Origin of the sequence: Blautia sp. An81 (genome assembly GCF_002161285.1) — a bacterium.
Classification (GTDB): Bacteria; Bacillota; Clostridia; order Lachnospirales; family Lachnospiraceae; genus Blautia; species Blautia ornithocaccae.
Window position 1 is genome coordinate 90,281 of the sequence record NZ_NFHH01000007.1, and the last position, 19,349, is coordinate 109,629.

19 protein-coding genes are annotated in these 19,349 nt (G+C 40.7%); 6 read left to right on the top strand and 13 right to left on the bottom strand.

Going from position 1 to position 19,349, the window contains the following annotated elements; genetic code table 11:
• Positions 1–27: 27 nt before the first annotated feature.
• Entirely contained in the window at positions 28–2,775 is a 2,748-nt protein-coding gene (locus B5G33_RS08200; protein ID WP_087417284.1) for a molybdopterin-dependent aldehyde oxidoreductase, read from the bottom strand.
• 161 nt (positions 2,776–2,936) lie between these two features.
• On the opposite strand from B5G33_RS08200, the gene B5G33_RS08205 reads away from it, so the two are divergent.
• From B5G33_RS08205 to B5G33_RS08215, 3 genes are all read left to right on the top strand, one after another.
• Complete coding sequence (locus tag B5G33_RS08205) at positions 2,937–3,182, top strand: hypothetical protein (protein ID WP_242974596.1); 246 nt, start codon at positions 2,937–2,939, stop codon at positions 3,180–3,182.
• A gap of 121 nt (positions 3,183–3,303) precedes the next feature.
• Complete coding sequence (locus B5G33_RS08210) at positions 3,304–4,158, top strand: TylF/MycF/NovP-related O-methyltransferase (protein WP_087417286.1); 855 nt, start codon at positions 3,304–3,306, stop codon at positions 4,156–4,158.
• Between the two features lie 67 nt (positions 4,159–4,225).
• Positions 4,226–5,254: an XdhC/CoxI family protein gene (locus B5G33_RS08215; RefSeq protein ID WP_087274812.1), complete on the top strand. Its 1,029-nt coding sequence runs from the start codon at positions 4,226–4,228 to the stop codon at positions 5,252–5,254.
• A 283-nt stretch (positions 5,255–5,537) separates the two neighbouring features.
• Here the strand turns inward: B5G33_RS08215 and B5G33_RS08220 are convergent, their stop codons facing one another.
• From B5G33_RS08220 to dcm, 3 genes are all read right to left on the bottom strand, one after another.
• Complete coding sequence (locus B5G33_RS08220) at positions 5,538–7,091, bottom strand: ATP-binding protein (protein ID WP_087417287.1); 1,554 nt, start codon at positions 7,089–7,091, stop codon at positions 5,538–5,540.
• A gap of 146 nt (positions 7,092–7,237) precedes the next feature.
• Positions 7,238–8,206, bottom strand: a complete 969-nt coding sequence (locus B5G33_RS08225) for an NgoBV family restriction endonuclease (protein ID WP_087274902.1) — start codon at positions 8,204–8,206, stop codon at positions 7,238–7,240.
• Entirely contained in the window at positions 8,178–9,677 is a 1,500-nt protein-coding gene (gene dcm, locus B5G33_RS08230; RefSeq protein WP_087274901.1) for a DNA (cytosine-5-)-methyltransferase, read from the bottom strand. The genes B5G33_RS08225 and dcm overlap by 29 nt, the downstream gene beginning before the upstream one ends.
• A 161-nt stretch (positions 9,678–9,838) precedes the next feature.
• Between dcm and B5G33_RS08235 the strand changes: the two genes are divergently transcribed.
• The gene (locus B5G33_RS08235) at positions 9,839–10,306 is read left to right on the top strand and encodes a very short patch repair endonuclease (protein ID WP_330396666.1); all 468 of its coding nucleotides are present in this window, start codon (positions 9,839–9,841) and stop codon (positions 10,304–10,306) included.
• Positions 10,307–10,355: 49 nt separating this feature from the next.
• Here B5G33_RS08235 and B5G33_RS08240 read toward each other — a convergent pair whose 3' ends face one another.
• The 8 genes from B5G33_RS08240 to B5G33_RS08270 all read right to left on the bottom strand — a co-directional run bounded on the left by B5G33_RS08240 (position 10,356) and on the right by B5G33_RS08270 (position 16,327).
• Positions 10,356–10,730, bottom strand: coding sequence for a TnpV protein (locus tag B5G33_RS08240; protein WP_087274899.1), 375 nt, complete (start codon positions 10,728–10,730; stop codon positions 10,356–10,358).
• A 4-nt stretch (positions 10,731–10,734) separates the two neighbouring features.
• Entirely contained in the window at positions 10,735–12,150 is a 1,416-nt protein-coding gene (locus tag B5G33_RS08245) for a plasmid recombination protein (RefSeq protein ID WP_275532793.1), read from the bottom strand.
• A gap of 242 nt (positions 12,151–12,392) precedes the next feature.
• A complete protein-coding gene (locus tag B5G33_RS08250; protein WP_087417289.1) occupies positions 12,393–12,620 on the bottom strand; it encodes a DUF5348 domain-containing protein in 228 nt (75 codons plus the stop codon).
• Between the two features lie 117 nt (positions 12,621–12,737).
• Positions 12,738–14,075, bottom strand: a complete 1,338-nt coding sequence (locus B5G33_RS08255) for a virulence-associated E family protein (RefSeq protein WP_087417290.1) — start codon at positions 14,073–14,075, stop codon at positions 12,738–12,740.
• A complete protein-coding gene (locus B5G33_RS08260) occupies positions 14,050–14,694 on the bottom strand; it encodes a CHC2 zinc finger domain-containing protein (protein ID WP_087417291.1) in 645 nt (214 codons plus the stop codon). Before B5G33_RS08260 ends, B5G33_RS08255 begins: the two co-directional genes overlap by 26 nt.
• A 187-nt stretch (positions 14,695–14,881) precedes the next feature.
• On the bottom strand, positions 14,882–15,052 hold the full coding sequence (locus B5G33_RS21630) for a hypothetical protein (protein WP_009243121.1): 171 nt from the start codon (positions 15,050–15,052) through the stop codon (positions 14,882–14,884).
• A gap of 17 nt (positions 15,053–15,069) precedes the next feature.
• On the bottom strand, positions 15,070–16,122 hold the full coding sequence (locus tag B5G33_RS08265) for a site-specific integrase (RefSeq protein WP_087417292.1): 1,053 nt from the start codon (positions 16,120–16,122) through the stop codon (positions 15,070–15,072).
• A 13-nt stretch (positions 16,123–16,135) separates the two neighbouring features.
• Complete coding sequence (locus tag B5G33_RS08270) at positions 16,136–16,327, bottom strand: helix-turn-helix domain-containing protein (protein ID WP_009243123.1); 192 nt, start codon at positions 16,325–16,327, stop codon at positions 16,136–16,138.
• Between the two features lie 202 nt (positions 16,328–16,529).
• Here B5G33_RS08270 and B5G33_RS08275 point away from each other — a divergent pair, with 202 nt between their 5' ends.
• Together B5G33_RS08275 and B5G33_RS08280 are read left to right on the top strand one after the other, a co-directional pair.
• Positions 16,530–17,063, top strand: a complete 534-nt coding sequence (locus B5G33_RS08275) for a helix-turn-helix domain-containing protein (RefSeq protein ID WP_087417293.1) — start codon at positions 16,530–16,532, stop codon at positions 17,061–17,063.
• 16 nt (positions 17,064–17,079) lie between these two features.
• Positions 17,080–17,907: a DUF2971 domain-containing protein gene (locus B5G33_RS08280; protein ID WP_087417294.1), complete on the top strand. Its 828-nt coding sequence runs from the start codon at positions 17,080–17,082 to the stop codon at positions 17,905–17,907.
• 205 nt (positions 17,908–18,112) lie between these two features.
• On the opposite strand, the gene tuf is transcribed toward B5G33_RS08280, so the two are convergent.
• Positions 18,113–19,306, bottom strand: a complete 1,194-nt coding sequence (gene tuf, locus B5G33_RS08285; protein ID WP_087417295.1) for an elongation factor Tu — start codon at positions 19,304–19,306, stop codon at positions 18,113–18,115.
• Between the last annotated feature and the right edge of the window lie 43 nt (positions 19,307–19,349).

Consider the following 19,349-nt stretch of genomic DNA (forward strand, 5'->3'; position numbering starts at 1 on the left):
TGTCCTGTCTTTTCGTTTCCGCATTTTTTACAGAGCATCCAGTGCAGCTTTTACCACTTCCGGTCTGGCCGGAACTCTGGTGATCCTTGCTCCGGTAGCGCTGTATATAGCGTTCAGGATTGCCGGATGAGGTGCGGCCAAAGGTCCCTCGCCGCAGCCGGCAGCGCCGTATGGGCCAAGAGGTCTCGGGTGATTTTCCTGGTAAACCAGCTCAATGTCGTCAGGAATGTCATTGGGGTAAGGAATTCCGCACTTTAAGAGACTGGTATGTTTCTTCAGGTCCTCAAAGTCTTCTGACAGAGCCAGACCGATTCCCTGAGCAATGGCGCCCATGACCTGGCCGTCCACAACTGTCTTATTAATGATGGTGCCAAAATCAGATACCATGGTAAATTTCACAACCTTTACCTTGCCGGTCTCCATATTGACCTGTACTACAGGCAGGTTAATACAATACATGTATACAGAGAAAGGATTTCCCTGGGCCGTTTCCTGGTCACAGTCCGTGCATGCGGTTGCCACCCATTTTCCTTCATACTTCAGCGGAAGCTTCTCTTCTACCATTTCCTCATAGGTACGATAAGTACCATCTGGTTTTCTCATGGCATTTATCAGCATCTCCGAGGCAACACGCACCGCATTTCCGGTCATGACATTGGAACGTGATCCTCCGGCGGGACCGGAATTCGGAGTCTTTCCTGTATCATTCATCACCAGTTTGATCTGGTCCGGTGTAAATCCTGCCTGACGGAGAGTTTCATGGGCGTGGGTAAGGGTACCGATATCCGCTCCCTGTCCGTGATCCTCCCAGGAATCATAAATCGTCACCGTGTTGTCCGGATTCAGTTCTGCCCAAGCTTCTGAGGAGTCCACGCCGTCCAGGCCGCAGCCATAAACCCCCAGGGACACGCCGGCTCCATACTTGAATTTGCCGTTTTCTCCCTTTTCCCTGTTTAGAGTCTCTGCATAAGCTTTATTCTTCTGGTAATAAGGTCTTGCCAGATCATACAGATCCTCCAGGCAGTATACGTCTGGTTTGCAGCCATTTGGGGTCGTAGATCCTTCCGCTTCTTTATAGCAGTTCATGGCACGGAACTCAAAAGGATCGATCCCCATTTTCGCTGCCATCATATCCATTGCGATATCTCCGCCCATGAAAGACTGAGGCGCTCCGTATCCCCGGAAAGCGGCTCCGTATGCATGATTGGTGCAGACCGTCCGTGACCGGTTGCGGATATTGGGAATGTCCACTCCGGCTCCTACAAACTGGCTGAGACGCATAGTCAGCAGGTCGCCGAATTCTGAGTATGGACCGTGGTCAATAAGGTTGTCGCCTTCAAGGGCCAGGATCTTGCCTTTCTCATCCGCCGCCAGTTTGATATGCATAAAACCGGGACTTCTCTTTCCGGTATAAGTGATCATCTGATACATGTTAAAATTCAGAGCCACCGGACGTCCTGTGACAAGGGCGGCTACCCCTACCAGCGCTTCTATGGTAGGTGAGAATTTATAGCCGAAGGTTCCTCCTGCATGGAGCTGTATCAGCCGGAGTTTTTCCGGCTCTACGCCGATGCCTGCACAGATCATGGCATGATGAAGATGGATCCCGATAGATTTGGAGTGTATGGTCACTCTTCCTTCCTCATCCATATATGCATAGGCCACGTCTGGTTCAATGGGCATATGAGGCTGTCTGGAACAATAGGCGTCCATCTCTATGACATTGGGAGCTGTCTCCATAATAGGAGCCGTATCTTCTCCCTTTATGCAGTTGGTCTCATAGTAAACATTCGGTGTTCCCGGATGGATTTCCATAGCGTCCGGGTCCATAGCTTCCGGTGCAGACATGTACGCAGGAAGCACTTCCAGATCAACCTTCACATACTTGGCTGCTTCCCTGGCATGGGCGACTGTATCTGCACATACCATAGCGATAGCATCTCCGTACTGGAACACTTTCTCGTCACAGAGGATCGGACGGTCCCAGCCGTCGCCTTTATTTGTGGGGAATGTGATAAGTCCGGTGATCCGGTTCTTTCCGGGAACATCTTTATAGGTAATGACCCGGTATACTCCCGGCATCTGCTCTGCCTGAGAGGTATCGATCCCCTTGATCCATGCATGGGATACTTCTGCCTGGACCAGTGCGATCTGCAGGGTATCCTCCGGAAGGGTCTTGATCTCATCGGCTCCAAAATCCCAGGATCCGGTCACTTTTGCTGCCGCCGAAGGACGGGCATAGCTGGTTCCCAAGATCCGATTATCCGTTGGCTGGAACATAAGATCTTCTTTTGTAATCTCTCCCCGCAGTACTCTGGCTGCGTCCATCACCGCATCTATCAGCGGCTTATATCCTGTACAGCGGCAGAGATTCCGGTTCTTATTGAACCATTCCCGGACCTCCGTTCTGGAGGGAGAGGGATTATTCTCCAGAAGCACTTTGGCGCTCATAATAAAGCCTGGCGAACAGAATCCGCACTGTGCGCAGCCATGTGCGATCCAGGCTGCCTGCAGAGGATGAAGGTCCTCCAGAGTACCTATACCTTCGATAGTTTCAATTTTTGCATAATCCGGCACTTTCGCTATTTTGGTAATACAAGAGCGGGTCACTTTTCCGTCCACGATCACATTGCAGGCTCCGCAATGTCCCTCTCCGCAGCCGATCTTACAGCCTGTAAGAAGCAGTCTGTCCCTGAGCACTTCAGCTAAAGACTCGTGTCCCTCTACAACTAAAGTCCGCTGTGTGCCGTTAATCATAAGGATTTTTTTAATCATCCTTCCACCTCCCTATTCTGGTTTTCTTCCTGAATACTGCCGCCGTCAGATCCCTTCTGCAGCGGCGCTCTATCTTTAAGGCGCTGATCCTTAAATTCTTATCTTTTTCTGGTCAAAGCTTTTTTCCTTTGCTACAATAGGCTTATAAAGGAGAAATGCTTATGGAACTGAAAGAAATTCATGCAAAACAAGTTACGGTAGAGGTCAGAGACGAAGCTACCGGAGAAGTCTTTCGCCGTACTCTGCCTATGGAATATTATGAAACCGCTAATTTTCTCCGTCTCAGCGGAGAAGACAGAAAAGGAAAACCCAGTGAACTGGTTTTTCTGTCGGATACCGGAATGCGGCGTCTCAGAGATCTGACAGGAAAAGGTCCGGACAAAGATCCCTGTGGTACTCATCAATAATTTTCTGAATCTTTTGCTTTAATTATAATTTGTTTTCAAAATAGAGTCAATAAATTCGCTTTTTTCCAATTATTCTATTTTGAGAATAATATAATTCTCATTCTCAAAGGGGGAATTTTTCATGAAGATCATCATATTTGGCTGCGGCCAGGGAGGCCAAACCCTGGGTAATCTGCTGTCCGCCTCTGTCCGCCTTCTGGCATTTGCCGACAATAATCCCCAGACCTGGGGAAAAGAATATGAGGGAATCCCTGTAATATCCCCTGCACAGATTCCTCAAATGGATCCCGACCTGGTCTGGATCGCCATCAAAAATCCAGCGGCCGCCTCCTCTGTACTTTCACAGCTTCAGGATCTGGGATACACCGGTCCTGTGCAGAATCTGTCTGCCCTTCTGGATCAGATAGACTTCCGGCTTGCCACGATCCGGCTTCTGGCGAAAGAGATCCGGCAGCGCTGTCTGCCCGGGGAAATTGCCGAGCTTGGGGTACACCAGGGCGCTTCCGCCCGGGAACTGAATCGGCTGTTCCCGGAAAGAAAGCTTTATCTTTTTGATACTTTTCAGGGCTTTCCGGAAAAAGCCCTTGCTGCAGAAGCTGAAAGAAATCCATCGGTCCGGTGGAAAGATGCTTTTCAGGATACCTCTGTTTCTCAGGTATTGGAACAGCTTCCTTATCCGGATCAGGCAGTAATCTGTGCCGGATACTTTCCGGATTCTCTGCCCTCTGCGCCTCCCCGTTTTGCTTTTGTACATCTGGATCCGGACTTATACGAGTCTGTTGCCCAGGGGCTCCGGATTTTCTGGCCACTTCTGGTGTGCGGCGGTGTCATTTTTGTCCATGATTACCGCAGTCTTCAGTTTCCCGGAGCCGGACAGGCAGTAAAAGAGTTCTGCAGGAAACACCGGCTTACCCCTCTGCCGCTGCCAGATCTCCATGGAAGCGCTTTACTTGTCAAGCAGTCGGAAGACTCCTAAACGCAAGCTAAAAATATGTTTAAAAACGGCAGTCTCAGATCCTGCCGCCAGGAAAGGAGTTCAGATTATGTCAGAATTATATAATCTCATCGCCTCCTGTAATCCCAATCGCCAGAGCCTTATCCTCACAGCTCTGGATGGAACAGCAGCAGGTGAAAAGGCTTTTTTTGCAGATGGTTCTCTTCAGTGGGAATCCGGAAAAGAAGGATTCTTCTCTCATTTTGCCGAAAATCTTCCGGATATTTCTGCCCCCGGTATTATCACCGAGAACAGTACACGGATCTTCTGTGAGTTTCCGGCGCATGAACAAAAGCTGGTGATCTGCGGCGCCGGTCATGTATCCATTCCAGTGATCCAGATCGGACGTATGATCGGCTGTACTGTCACAGTCCTGGAAGACCGCCCCAAATTTGCCGACAATGCCAGAAGAGCCGGTGCAGATACTGTGCTCTGCCAGCCTTTTGAAGAAGGGCTGAAAAAAATCCCCGGGGATAGGGATACCTATTTTATCATTGTGACCAGAGGCCACCGTTACGATCAGGTGTGTCTGGAAAAGATCATGAAAAAAGAGCATGCCTATATCGGCATGATGGGAAGCCGGGCCCGGACTGTCAAAGTAAAACAGGCTCTGCTGGAACAAGGCGCTGATCCCCAGATACTGGAATCCGTACACACTCCCATCGGTCTGCCTATCGGAGGAGAAACACCTGAAGAGATCGGCGTCTCCATCATAGCTGAAGTGATACAGGAAAAAAACCGCTGCCGGAAGCGGGGCGGTTTTACAAAAGAGATCCTCAGGGCAATTTTAGATGAAAAGGACAAAGACATCAAAAAAGTCCTGGCCACTATTGTGACCAAAAAAGGCTCCTCTCCCAGAGAAGCCGGGACAAAAATGCTGGTTTACCAGGATGGTCGGACTGTGGGAACCATCGGCGGAGGATGCCTGGAAGCAGATATCATCCAGAGATCCCTCCGTCTTATGTCTCAGGAAAGCCTCCCCCTGGTACTCCATCACGCTGATATGACCGGAAAAGATGCTGAAGACGAAGGCATGGTCTGCGGCGGTATGGTGGATGTTTTATTAGAAGTTCTGTAACAGAAAAACCCCGGCAGTCTTTCGGCTCCGGGGTAATCTTATGCTTGGACACAAAGTTATCTTTTGATAACAGATTCTATTTTTATACTGGTTCTTCTCGAATGATTACTCGATGATAGAAGCAACACGACCTGAACCTACAGTTCTACCACCCTCACGATATCAGACTGATGTATTGCGGTGTGCAAATGGTGATTTTTCGTGTGATTTGTGTGAAAAAATCCGGATTTTCCGTTGTGTCCGTGTGGTTTTTTGGGATTTTGTTATCATGGTGTTATCATGATTATGGCTCAACAATTCCAGCTGCACTCTGCTGTTCGATAAACGTTCGCATTAAGTCTATGGATTGCTTTAATTCTTCTCTTGTATACCTTGGATTATTTTTATTTTCCGGATGATGTATCTGATGTCGTATATATTCTGTCAAAACTTTCTGTTCATCTATAATAGAGTTATTCCTACCTATGCGTTTGTATAATCTCGTTGGCCTTCCTTGAATATACGAGCTTTTCCATCCCTGAAATTCTATAAATGAATATAATTCATCATGATATTCCTCTGTAACTTCATTAAATGCTATATAATTTACTTCATTTAATGACGGATATTGAAGTTGTCCCGGAAGAACGCCTAATATTTCTTTATTTCCTTCTTCATTTTCTTTAATAAGGCGTAAATCTGTAAACTGTAATTGCTTAACAATGTAAGAACTATGTGTTGTCAATATAACCTGCGTATTTGCGACTGAAGCTAATGTCTTAAAGGCTTCTATTAATATCCGCTGATTATCTGAATGTTGTGAAGTTTCTGGCTCTTCTATTGCATATATTACACCCGTATTACCTTGTTCTTGGCAGCGCCTCTCCGCCTCAGCCCTGAAAAAATTTAACAATACAAGTCTTTTTACTCCGCTTCCCCGTTTATTAATTGGAATATCTTCATCGCCTGATATTGATACATTTTTAAAGACATCCTGCCACTTAAGACTGTCTGCTGATGGGATTATCGGATTCAAACTTGCTGCAATTGCTGGATCCATTTCTCGAAGTTTAGTTAATGTTCTATCTGCTACTTCTTTTAATTTGTTTTCAACCTCAGTTGCAACCTCTGCCAATGTTGCCTGTAATTCTGTATCACTCAAAATTTGTTTTACAGCTGTTTTCAATGGATCTTGTATTTCGTCATCTCCATCGCTATTTTTTCTATCTGACTGAAATAATGAATATGTCGGTAAATAATTCGATAATTTTTCCCAGATCTTCTTCGCATCTTCTTTTGATGCATCAATCTCTATGACATCCTGCTGCAAATCATCGGAAAATTTATTCCAAATTGCTTTCCTCATTTCAGCATTTACAGTTTGATTTTCACATTCAATATTTTCACTTTTTATTATCTTTTTTAAATCACTATTCTTTTTTAATAATAATTCTGCACATTTACCATTCGTTGGATGCTTAGCTTTAATAAATACCTTGGCCGCCCCACCATTTTTATATCTCTTTATGACTTCCAGCTGCCCATCAGCATTAAGCATAAATTCATCTTGCAACGAAGTCTCAACTGTCGAATCTATAATTATCTTTTCTGGTAACTCCGAGAAACATACAGAAATTTCTATATCTAAATCTTCTTCCTTTTTGCCTCTCACATTAACATCCGTTTTATCTAATTTTATTACACCTTTTCCATCATTAAAAAATATATCTAAGGCTTCTAAAATCGTAGATTTTCCAATATCATTTTTTCCAACAAAGACTGTTAAATCATTTAATTCTATTTTTGTTTCGTCTTTGTATCCTCGAAAATTCTTAATTTTTATAGAATCTATTTTCACCTAATCTCCTCCATTTCTATATTTTTCCGTTCATTGTTAGCGCTCTTGTTCAACGAGTGCTATTTTAGTTTATTATAGACTGCTCGTATATTCTTGTCAATTCTAAAAAATGGACAATCCATCTTAGACTGTCCATTCTTTCTATCTTACCCTTCCAATTCATCAATTTTAGCTTGCGCTTTATTTATTTTTTCTTTAGCCTTTTCCGCATTCTTTTTTTGCTTTTCTATATCATCCTGTATTTTTCCAACTTTACCCACATTATTTTTTTCTTGCTCTGCATGCAATTTTTGATGATACAGTTGTATTCTCTCTTTAATTTTCTCATACTGATCTGTTGCCTTTGCCAAATCACTTTTTGCTTTTTCTAACTTCCTAACAGATTTTAAATCATATTTATCTTTTATTTCAGACCATCTCGGAATACTAAGATCAATCCCCGTTTCCTGTTTATAACTTCTCAAAAAAGTTGCTTTCCAAGTTCCAGCATTATTATGTGTCTTAGGATTTTGAAAAACTGCCTCTTCTATGGCTGAAATGAAATCTTCAAGTGATTCAAAAACTGTATAGTCTGTTCTTGCCGTATCCTCCGCATACCAAATTCCTGGTCTTATTTTATGTACAACATTATCTTTGATTTGTAAATTAATAGGCCAATCTTCCATTCTTCTTGTAATCTCCCAAACCTTTTTCAACCATACATCTTTTATTGTAACAACTCCATCGTCATTCATATCATATCCAAAAATCAAGTAATCAACATTTAACATATATGGTTTATTGATTATTTCTTCTTCATACATTCTAAAATCAGCAATATCAAATCCTGGTCCACGGTTTCGGTTAAAGGCTTTTACTTCCAACAAATTTTTGGTTTTATCATCTGGATTTAAGAAAAAATCTGGTGGCATCTGAGTATTTTCACTTGGAGCATACTCTATTCCTCTCTTATCCAGCCACCCTTGCAACCATTCCTGCATGATATTTCCCACAACATCTCTCTGCTTTACAATAATGTTCACATCACCTAAATAAAATTTTATCTGTCCTTCTAACTGTAAAATTCCATCTTCATTTACCAATTTATCATATACTTCTTGCGCTGTTAATCTCATGTACGTTCCCCTTTCTACATTTTTCCCCGATTCTTTTTGATATAGCTTTTATAACAGGAACACAGACTGTATTTCCTAATAAATCAAATGCCTCTTTTTCATTCACAATAGATAAATCATATTCTTCTGGATATCCGCAAAGTCTCTGTCCCTCACGTATTGTTAATCTTCGAAGGCCTCCATTATCAATTATTCCTAATTTAGAAACATCCATTGCTACTAAAGTTGGTGCGAGTTCATTAGGATCTAATATTTTTGAAAATTCAAATGACAATTTACCGGCAACAATATTATATCCTTTTTTCTTTGTTTCGTCTGGTATCCGTCTTCCCTCTTCCAATTTTCTCGGATATTCGTATGTCAAATATCCTTTCTTTTTTAAATCCTTTAACATCGTATGCAATTCTGGATTATCATAAAAAGTTTTAATTTGCTTTTCTGTTAAAGGCATTCCGTCCATCCAGTCAATTCCTATCTCCTCTGCCCATTTCTTTTTTCTCCGTTCCCTTAACATCAAATTCAGTAATGTTCTCTCTTCTTTACTTGTAGAACCTTTTAATTCAATTTCCCATGAATGTATGTTGTTTTCTCCTCCCCTTTTATCTTTAATGGATTTTCCAACAACTTCTTCCGGTGTATAATTTTTAAATAATTTCTTCGTGAAATTGCTCTCTACTGTAGGCAATCCATGTTCTAACACTTCTCCAAGTGTAACTGTTTTCTTTTCAAAATTATCCAAATTAATTTTTGCATCTAACATGCCAACAATATACACTCTTTTTCTACTTTGCGGTAAACCAAAATATTGTGAATCTATAAGTTTATAATTTACATTATATCCCAATTTTTGTAGGTGATCCACAATTACTGCTAATGTATTACCACCATCATGATTTACCAATCCCTCAACATTCTCTAACAAAAATCCTTTTGCTGCCTTACCTGCATCCATTTTCTCCTTTAAAATTCTTTCAATTTCAAAGAACATCGTCCCCCTTGTATCAGCAAATCCCAAGCCTTTTCCTGCTGAACTAAATGGCTGACATGGAAATCCTGCTAAAAGAAAATCAAAATCCGGTATCGTATCTGTCTCTATCTGTGTTATATCCCCATATACCTTTTCATTTCCAAAGTATCCCTGATACGCTTTAATTGCATATTTTTTAATTTCAGATGAAAAAACACATTTTGCTTCAAGTCCTACTTCACGCAAGCCTTCTTCAAACCCAAGTCTAATGCCACCTAACCCAGCAAACAAATCAATAAATCGAATTGTACTATCAAAGGATTCTTTTTCTTCTTGAATTCTTTTTGCAATAAGGTTTGCACACTTTTCTGAGAATGAAGCTCCTACTCCATAATAATTTATTTCTTCTTGTAATTCTGGTGTTAAATAAACTTTAAAACCAACCTTTTTTTCTTTCAATGACACGGATTTTCTTCCAGCATTAACTCTTTTTCCGCCTTGCATATTAATCCTCCATAGCAAATATAAACGTTATTTTTATTATATCAATTACATTTGATTTTTCAACCCTTAAAATTCATTTTTCAAGGGACCAAATATATGTATTTTAAGAATCCTTATTGAAAAAAAGAAACTTCCCTGATAAAATCTATCAATAAAGGTAGGTGATAGTATTGACCCGCACATCCACTACTATTTCAAACAATATGCGTAAGATCCACAGCAAAGATACTTCCATAGAATTATTACTCAGAAAAGCTCTATGGCACAAAGGTTATCGCTATCGTAAAAATTATAAGGCTCTCCCTGGTTCTCCTGACATTGTTCTTACCAAATATAAAATTGCTATTTTTTGCGATAGTGAATTTTTTCACGGAAAGGATTGGGAGATTCTCAAACTTCGCCTTGAAAAAGGGAAAAATCCAGACTTTTGGATCAAAAAAATTGAGCGAAATCGTAATCGTGATTATGAAAACGATAAAAAGCTTCTATTTCTAGGCTACACTGTCCTTCACTTCTGGGGGCAGGACATTTCCAAACATACAGATGAATGTTTACAGGCCATTGAAGAAGCCATTTGGGATACAAAATTTTCTGATACAGCCACCGACTATGATATATCTGAAGAATAGCCCCTCCTATACAGGAGGCTGTCCACAACGCCTGCAAACAGCCTCTTTTCTACATAAAGATTATATTTTTATATACTATTTCTTCAGCAGTTGCTTTGATATTATTCATCCTCCGCACCCATTCCATCTGATTCTGCCTCTTCAGCTCTTCCGTCACTCCCCACTGTTCAGCCATCTGCTCCATCAGCATCTCAACTTTTTCTCTTGCTTCCTTATCAACCTGATTCAGATGCTTCGTCAGTTTCCCGGTCAATACAAGATACTGATACCTGGCACTCCGGTGCTCTTTCAGAAACTGCTTCCGGATTATTCCATATTTTCCATATGTAGGTTCTTCCTCATTGATTTCCAGATCCGGCAGATAATAATCTCCATGCAATGTGTAACTCAGTCCGTTCTTTTCATCATAAATCTGTTTCTTCATATTCTTACAACTCCATTCCTCTGTACTTTGCTTTATTCTTCTTAATTTGTGCATTGTATTCTTCACTTCGCTCTTTTGCCCACGGTATACGATCACTTATTTTTTCCGGCATCTGCTCTTTCTGCTTTTTCGCTTCAAGTTCCTCCTGCATCCGGATATCGTCCTGCACCAGTCTTTCTACCATATCTTTCCCCAGCATGCGTAAAAGTCGATTGTATCTGTCTGCGAGCTTCTGCAGTATTTCTTTCTCACCGGATAATTTCTGATAATCCTTCTGAACTTCCGCCAGTTCCTTTTTTGTTTTTTCATGCTCCTGCTTTTTCTGCTGGAACTTACTTTTCCAGTTATCTCTTTCTCTTGTAAGTTCTTTCACCTGTGCAGCCATCGCACCAATTTTATTCTTCATTTCAATGAACAATGGTTTGATTTTCTTATCCCGGTAAGTTACCGCACGTTCCAATGCTGTCGCTTCCGGCAGAAATGTTTTGATCATTCCATATTCTTTTATTTCCTTGCTGACATTATCCATCACTGGTTGCAGAAATTCTCTTCTGTCTTCCAGTTTTTTCAATTCCGTTTCTGCTTTCTCTGCACGTTTTTCTGCGGTTTCTTTATCTTTCTGGAACTGAATTTTTTCTTCTTCCAGCAGCTTAATGTCTGCTCGTGCTTCTGCAATCTGAGAAGTCAGACCTTCTTTTTCAACCGTCAGATATTCTTTTTCCTGTTCCAGTTCCTGCACTTCCTTTTTGCGTTCTTTCTTCTTAAAATTATAAACATCCAGGTGCTCTTCATGTGTACCTTTCTGCTCCCATTCAATTCCATGTTGCTTTGCGATTTCCGCCAGCACTTCCTTTTCATGATTTATCCACTGATTCAGTTCTGTATCATGCTTATTTCCACCTTGAAATCCAAGACTTTTCAGTGCCTGTTTCAGTGAAACTCTGGTATCCATTCCTTTTCCCTTCCAGTTGGTCACATAAGGAACAAAGTCAATATGCAGATGAGGAGTAGCTTCGTCCTGATGCAGAAAGCAGTTAAATACCCGAAGTGTCGGATTCCGCTTCTGGAACTCTTTCACATATTCGTCCAGTACCTTTACAGCCAGATTTCCTCCTGTCGTTCCTACTGCCATATCCTCTCGATTTCCAATCTGGAATATCACTTCATGGAACAACTTTTCCTGTTTGCCCTGTCGGATTTTTTCATAATAATTTACAATTTTCCGGTCCTTTCTTTTCCCGACATTGTATCTCTCAACCGCATCGTCAAACAGCTCTTTATAAACTTCTTTCAGATTCTCATTCTTATAACAAATGTTCAATTGTACTCTGTCCGGATCTACATTTTCTGCTACAAAATCCCGTCTGTTATGAGCCAGTGAACCGACTCCGATCATGCCACTGATTGTCCGTTTCATCATAAATTTTCTCACCTCTTTTTTGCTCGAGTGCCAGACATGGCACATAATTTTTATTTACGCTAATTATGGCGATATTAAGAAACTTTCGCCGGATACGGCGGTTTTGTTACTTTTGTCAAAAGTAACGCAAAAGCACTTTCGACAGCCGTACCGTCCATCAAAAGTCCCCTTGCGCCCTGCCGGGGGCATAACGTCCGCATGGACGTCTGTTCCGCACCGACTGAAGCGGATCGTAGACCTGTTTATTTCGGTATCCTTGCCTGCACATATTCCAGATCTCCACAATAAGGCGTCCCTACCAGATACCATTCTCTCGCCAGATTCATCTCCATTCTGGTCTGTACCCATTCATCATCTACCAGCACTTCCAGCCCTTCTCCACAGTGAAATCCTGTATCGATCCATAGATCTGATGATAATAATCCATATCTTCCATTACTGCTGTTATATCCTAATCTTCCCTGTTTCATCATTTTCTGCTCCTTTCCAGTCTGTAAACGAAATTTGTAAACGGGGCTCAAAAGATTTTAAAAGTTAACTTTTTAAGTTTTTCCATCAAGTTCCGTTTACATCGTTTACAATAATCTTTACTCAAACGGTATTTCCAACTGTTCCGGTACTTCCATAAATCCGTCTTTATCTTTCTTCACAGAATCTTCCATCCTTTTCCATGACCGCTGTATTCCATATTCCTTTCCAAACCGATGTGTACCATGTGGTTTCCAGCCTTCAATCGCATTGTTCATAATATTAGCAATTTCTTTACCTTCCCACTGTTTCATTTCTCCGGTTCGATGTAACGCTTCATCGAACAGAATTCTTGTACATACATAATCGTCATCGTAGTCATCAAGAAATGCCTGTATGATTCCGGCATTGGTATCCTCCGGCATAAATTCTTTTTGCAGACGCTTTGCCTCTTCCTCAATTTCCTTTGTGAATCCTAAGAACACATTTCCCTGTCGATACAGCACCATTGCCTCTGCCCAAGCCTGCTCGATATAGGCTTTGCTCTCTGCCTCATTGTCCAGAATATGAACTTCTGCTTTCGATATATCTGTCATTACTGGAGCAAAACGTCTATTTCCAGTTCTGTCCAGAGGAAGAAAGTTCAGATCATTTGATGTTCCGCAAAATACACACTGTCTCGGTCTGTCTTCCGGGTGAACTTCATAAGGTACTTTGTAAGTTTCTTTCTGCCTGCTCAGAAACGATTTTATCTGTTCAATATTTTTTGCTGTGATAGTTGCCTTCATTTCTCCCATTTCGATAATCCAGTGGTTCTGCAGTTTTCTGTAAATATTTTCATCATCCAGATGATCCAGATTGTCACTGAACCATTCTTCTTTTATCGCCAGATATTTGAAAAATGTGGACTTCCCGGCTCCCTGACTTCCAACCAGGCACAACATAATGTCATATTTTATTCCTGGTTCATAAATTCTTGAAATCGCTGCCAGCATATGCATTTTCATTACTCCAATCGTATAATTGGTCTTTTCTGCTCCCAGGAAATGCGGAAGCATATTTTCTATTCTTGGAATTCCGTCCCAGACCAGACTTTCCAGATAATCTCTGATTGGGTGATATTTATTTTCATTGGAAACAATATCTACTCCTGCTTTGATCACACGCTCACTCGTCAGTTCATAATTTTCTTCCAGATACATTTTCAGATTATTTTCATCCGTATCTGTAACTGTAAGACTGTTGTTTCTCCGTTCCCAGGGCATCTCTTTCACAATGTCCATTCTTCCGGAAAGTTCATTCCTCTTAATCGCTTTTTTCAGCACTGGATCTTTTTGTAATACCGTTACACAATTTCTGATTGTCTGTTTTGTTCTTCCTTTATCCGTATGCTCCAGCATTTCATTGACATCTTCTACTGTAAGCATCTCCTCATTCACAATATCTTCTAATTCCATCAAGGACTTCTCGCTGATATTCGTTAATTCTTTTCTCAATTCGATCAACCTCCCTTCTCTTCATCTTGAAAAACTCTACAATTTCTTCTCCTGTACCAAACATCAGCACGTCCAGATAGTCATTTATCTTTCTTTTATTTGCCAATGCCTCCGTAAATAATTCGTGCCACTCTTCTTCCGGTTCTGGTCTGTAAAACTCTTTCCAGAACTGAATCCATTTCAGATACCTGATCAGCACGTCTGTTGCATGTTTCAACCACTGCTCCAGTTTTTCTCTAATTATCACAACTTTAGGTTTCTTTGATATCAAAGTATTCCTGCTTTGGTGTGTCCTTTTGTATTTGTTTCTGTCTTCGACTTTTATATCCAGTCCAAAATCTTCTATCAGCTTTTTCGTAGCTTCATACTGTGATATTCCAAATAACCTTGCTGTAAAATCTATTGCATCACCACCCACTCCACATGCAAAGCAATGATACATTTTATCCGCCTTCATACTTGGGTGTCGGTCTTTATGAAACGGACAACACGCCATTCCATTTCTTTTTACTTTAATCCCGTAATGCTCCGCAGCCTGTCTGGCTGTCACACATTCTTTCACCTGTTCAAATAATGTCACTTCTACCTCCTGCTCCACCGGGCAAGTCTCTGATGAACAGATATTCGGGAATTGTTGTATCTTTCAATTCGTGATATACTTAGCTTGTCAAGATGGTATATCAGTGAATCTGATTATCAGAGAACTTGCTCAGATATTTTGTCTGGGCTTTTTCTTTTTGTCTGTCAGTAGTCATAGCTTTTGCTCCTTATACAAATCTCCTTGTAGGAATAATGATAATTTCAAATTTGCTTCCGTCTTCTAATTCAAGAAGAATCACATAATCTGAATCCCGATCTGGTAATATGGAACTTATCTTCAACTTCTTACTATAGTTAATTGCATCAAATATTTTTCCGACTACTTTCTTTGTTTTCATTTACTTCTTCCTCCGTGTTAACGTTTGTTGTCCAGCATCTCAGCTACTTTTTTCTGCTGTGACGGGTACAGATGCCCATAAGTGTTCAGTGTCATCTGAATATCTTTGTGCCCCAATCTTTCCTTGATAATCAATGGTTCTATGCCCTGATAGATTAAATATGCTACATGGCTATGCCGGATATCATGCACTCTGATTGGTTTTACACCGGTCAATGCTTCATATTTCTTGAGACGTTTCTGCAGCGTTCTCGCCACAATCGGAAATAACCGCTGATTTTCCGGAAATCCATAATGCTTCTTCGCATACTCCTGCACCTCTTCTTTAAGAAAATTAGGAATATCAATGGTACGGACTGAATTTTCTGTTTTTGGAGTATCAATCACATCTCTTTTCCTGATCCGGTTATAAGTCTTATTGATATGCAAAAGATTACCACTCATATCAAAGTCTGAAAGACTCAATGCCAGAAGTTCTCCTTCCCTGATTCCTGTCCAGAACAGGATTTCAAATATCAGATAATCCTCACTCTCTGGCTCAATCCCGGCGATAAAGCTGTCATATTCTGCTTTCGTCCAAAATTCCAGCTTATTAGCATCCGATTTCCCCATCTTTTTTACTTTCTTACATGGATTTTCCTTCAGATTGTAAATTTTCTGTGCATGATTAAACAGTGCATTTAACTGATTCTGAATCATACGCTCATAAGTCTTGCTGTAACCTTTTTCCTGAATGGTGTTCTGCCACTGGATAATCTCTGCCGGTGTGATCTCATTCATTTTTCTTGTTCCAAAATACGGAACAATGTGCTTGTTCATCATGTGCTGCTTGTTACGGATTGAATTTTCTTTCAGTTCATTCTTTTTATCTTCAAAATAGACTTGAATAAAACTGTTCATCTCCATTTTCATATCCGCTGCAGTCTTTCTTATGAATTCCTTTTCATAATTCAATGCTTCTTTCTTTGTCTTGAACCCTCTTTTCAGCTTCTGCGTTTTCTTACCTGTCCAGTCAATATAGCGGAAGCTCACATACCAGGTTCCCTGTGTTTTGTCCTTGTAAGCTGACATCTTAAAACCTCCTTCACACTGCTCTCTGAGAGCATCCATAAAATTTTGTTTCCCAGTAGGGACGTGGAATCTTTCCACGAACTGCCACATATCCTTCCTTTGCAAGTTCATCATTAAGCTGCTTCAGAATGGAATATGCTTTACTGCGTTTCACGCCTAATTCTTCCATGACATCATCAACAGTCATCATATAATTAGTTCTCATAGCGTCCTCCTTTTTAGTCACTTTTGTGACTCTTTCGATGTTTTATACTATAATTCACTTTTGTGACTTTGTCAATAACCTTTTGCGAATTTTATTTTTATATTCCATTCTACATTTTCATACTCTGCGAAAATCAACCTCTTTCGTATCATTCACTTTTGTGCTAGAATAGAATCACAAATATAACTAAGGAGGCAGCATTATGGTAGGTAAAAAAATCCGGGCATACCGGGAATTCAGAGGGTACAGTCAGATACAGTTAGCCGAGCTGTCCGGCATTAACGTAGGTACGATCAGAAAATATGAACTTGGAATCCGGAATCCAAAACCGGATCAGTTAGAAAAGATAGCAACTGCACTGGGATTAAATGTAAGTGTTTTTCTGGATTTTAATATTGAAACAGTCGGAGATGTACTCTCCCTGTTGTTTTCTATTGATGATTCAGTAAACCTCTCGCTTGCAGAAACACCTGATCAGAAGGTTTCACTGACGTTCGATAATCCTACAATGCAGGACTTTTTCAGGAAATGGTGTCAATTTAAAAATGTCTATGAAAAGGAAAAAGCTGAAATATTAGCTATCGAAAATGAAGATAAAAGACAGGAAGAACTAGATAAGCTGAACGCTACTCAGGAAGAATGGAAACTGCGTGCTATGGGAACTACGATAGGTTGTCATACTGTCGTAAAAAAGGGTACTGAAGATACTATTATCAAGACATATGATCTTACATAAGGAGGTGTTAAAACTCATGAATCAATGTACTGATTTTTTGTACCATTATACAAGTATTGAAACTTTGGCGTTGATTCTTAGCAATCGAACATTCAGATTAAATTCTCTTGATCAGATGGACGATTTGCAAGAAAAAGAAACTTCTGATATAAAGAATATCGGACAATTTTGTTATATCAGTTCATGGACCGATGATGAAACTGAAAGTATACCGATGTGGAAAATGTACAGTTCTCTTGATTCCGGTGTTAGAATAAAATTAAAAGCAAATCCTTTCAAGTTATTTGAGAATACTCCTGAATCAATAAAAGAGGTTAGTGTCCTTCCTGTAACTGATGAATCCAATGGTGTTTATCTTAAATCGATAATTCCTATAGCTGACATGATGAAAAAAGGCTACATCTGTCCTGCAGCAATGAGTAATAACATTTTGCATAAAGTTGAATATACTTCGGATCCTAGTAAATTATATCCAAAACTAGTTACTTATGAGGGTGATAAATTTTCTATTTCCCTAGGAACCCTGGGAATTCATAAAAATATACATTGGGAATTTCAACATGAATGGAGATATATTTTACAATTTTATCCTGTAAATATTAATCAAGATCCTAATATACTTCCAACGTCTGTCCAAATAATGGCAAATAAGATTTTACATGGACTTGAAAAGCAACCATTCCCGTTCTATGATTTACAACTAGACGATGTTGCTTTTTCCGAAATGGAAATTACTCTAAGCCCCAAAATAAGTGCTGGATATCGTTTAATCGTAAATTCCCTTATAGAAAAATATAATCCTAGTGCCTTAATTCATAATAGTTCTTTATTAGGTTTAATATAATTTGGAAATTTTGTTATCATTCTGTTATCACAAGCGGTTGTCAGGATAATCTCCCGGCAACCGTTTTTCTATACTGTTCGTTATTCTTTTCTACCCTTTTATATATTTCCAGGCAACAGAAAAACCCGTAGAACCGAAGTTCTACGGGCTTCTTACGTTTGGACACAACGTTATCTTGCGATAACAAATCTATATTCAGATTATATTACTCGATAACGGAAGCCACACGTCCAGATCCTACAGTACGTCCGCCCTCACGGATAGCGAATGTAAGACCCTGGCTCATAGCGATTGGGTGGATCAGTTCGATTGTCATTTCTACGTTATCACCAGGCATGCACATTTCTGTACCTTCTGGCAGTAAGCAAACACCAGTTACGTCTGTTGTTCTGAAGTAGAACTGTGGACGGTAGTTGTTGAAGAATGGTGTATGACGGCCACCTTCGTCTTTTGTCAGAACGTAAACCTGAGCTGTGAATTTTGTATGGCAGGTAATTGTTCCTGGTTTAGCCAGAACCTGTCCTCTTTCGATTTCGTTTCTCTGAACACCACGAAGCAGAGCACCGATGTTATCACCAGCCTGAGCCTCGTCTAACAGCTTACGGAACATTTCGATTCCAGTTACAACAACTTTACGTGTTTCTTCTTTCAGACCAACGATTTCAACTTCTTCAGATACATGCAGTGTACCAGCTTCTACTCTACCAGTAGCAACTGTACCACGTCCTGTGATGGAGAATACGTCCTCTACAGGCATGATGAATGGTTTGTCTGTGTCACGCTGTGGATCTGGGATATAGCTGTCAACAGCATCCATCAGTTCCATAACTTTGTCGCCCCACTCGCTGTCTGGATCTTCCAGAGCTTTCAGAGCAGAACCCTGGATGATTGGTGTGTCATCGCCTGGGAACTCGTACTCGTTCAGCAGTTCACGGATTTCCATATCTACCAGCTCAAGAAGCTCTTCGTCGTCAACCATATCACATTTGTTCATGAAAACAACGATGTAAGGAACGCCTACCTGACGAGACAGCAGGATGTGCTCTTTTGTCTGAGCCATAACACCGTCTGTAGCAGCTACTACTAAGATAGCTCCATCCATCTGAGCTGCACCTGTGATCATGTTCTTAACGTAGTCAGCATGTCCTGGGCAGTCAACGTGTGCATAGTGACGTTTTTCTGTTTCATACTCAACGTGTGCTGTAGAGATTGTGATACCACGTTCTCTTTCTTCTGGAGCTTTATCAATGTTCTCGAAATCTGTAGCTGTGTTACCAGCAACTCTGTGAGAAAGTACTTTTGTGATAGCAGCTGTTAAAGTTGTTTTACCATGGTCAACGTGTCCGATGGTACCAATGTTACAATGCGGTTTGCTTCTTTCAAATTTAGCTTTAGCCATTTTGAATGTCCTCCTTGTTTAACATGCGCCCCGTCTGGGCAAA

Bases quoted from the DNA above. Each gene is read 5' to 3' on its own strand.
- B5G33_RS08210 (WP_087417286.1), top strand. From the start codon at position 3,304: ATGAAGATCATCATATTTGGCTGCGGCCAGGGAGGCCAAACCCTGGGT.
- B5G33_RS08270 (WP_009243123.1), bottom strand. From the start codon at position 16,327: ATGAGAACTAATTATATGATGACTGTTGATGATGTCATGGAAGAATTA.
- tuf (WP_087417295.1), bottom strand. From the start codon at position 19,306: ATGGCTAAAGCTAAATTTGAAAGAAGCAAACCGCATTGTAACATTGGT.
- B5G33_RS08200 (WP_087417284.1), bottom strand. From the start codon at position 2,775: ATGATTAAAAAAATCCTTATGATTAACGGCACACAGCGGACTTTAGTT.
- B5G33_RS21630 (WP_009243121.1), bottom strand. From the start codon at position 15,052: ATGAAAACAAAGAAAGTAGTCGGAAAAATATTTGATGCAATTAACTAT.
- B5G33_RS08255 (WP_087417290.1), bottom strand. From the start codon at position 14,075: ATGGAATTAGAAGATATTGTGAATGAGGAGATGCTTACAGTAGAAGAT.
- B5G33_RS08225 (WP_087274902.1), bottom strand. From the start codon at position 8,206: ATGAGATTAACAGCGCAAGAAGTATATGATAAATTGGTAAATGAAGAT.
- B5G33_RS08265 (WP_087417292.1), bottom strand. From the start codon at position 16,122: ATGTCAGCTTACAAGGACAAAACACAGGGAACCTGGTATGTGAGCTTC.
- B5G33_RS08280 (WP_087417294.1), top strand. From the start codon at position 17,080: ATGAATCAATGTACTGATTTTTTGTACCATTATACAAGTATTGAAACT.
- B5G33_RS08240 (WP_087274899.1), bottom strand. From the start codon at position 10,730: ATGAAGAAACAGATTTATGATGAAAAGAACGGACTGAGTTACACATTG.
- B5G33_RS08245 (WP_275532793.1), bottom strand. From the start codon at position 12,150: ATGATGAAACGGACAATCAGTGGCATGATCGGAGTCGGTTCACTGGCT.
- dcm (WP_087274901.1), bottom strand. From the start codon at position 9,677: ATGCAAGGCGGAAAAAGAGTTAATGCTGGAAGAAAATCCGTGTCATTG.
- B5G33_RS08215 (WP_087274812.1), top strand. From the start codon at position 4,226: ATGTCAGAATTATATAATCTCATCGCCTCCTGTAATCCCAATCGCCAG.
- B5G33_RS08275 (WP_087417293.1), top strand. From the start codon at position 16,530: ATGGTAGGTAAAAAAATCCGGGCATACCGGGAATTCAGAGGGTACAGT.
- B5G33_RS08250 (WP_087417289.1), bottom strand. From the start codon at position 12,620: ATGAAACAGGGAAGATTAGGATATAACAGCAGTAATGGAAGATATGGA.
- B5G33_RS08205 (WP_242974596.1), top strand. From the start codon at position 2,937: ATGGAACTGAAAGAAATTCATGCAAAACAAGTTACGGTAGAGGTCAGA.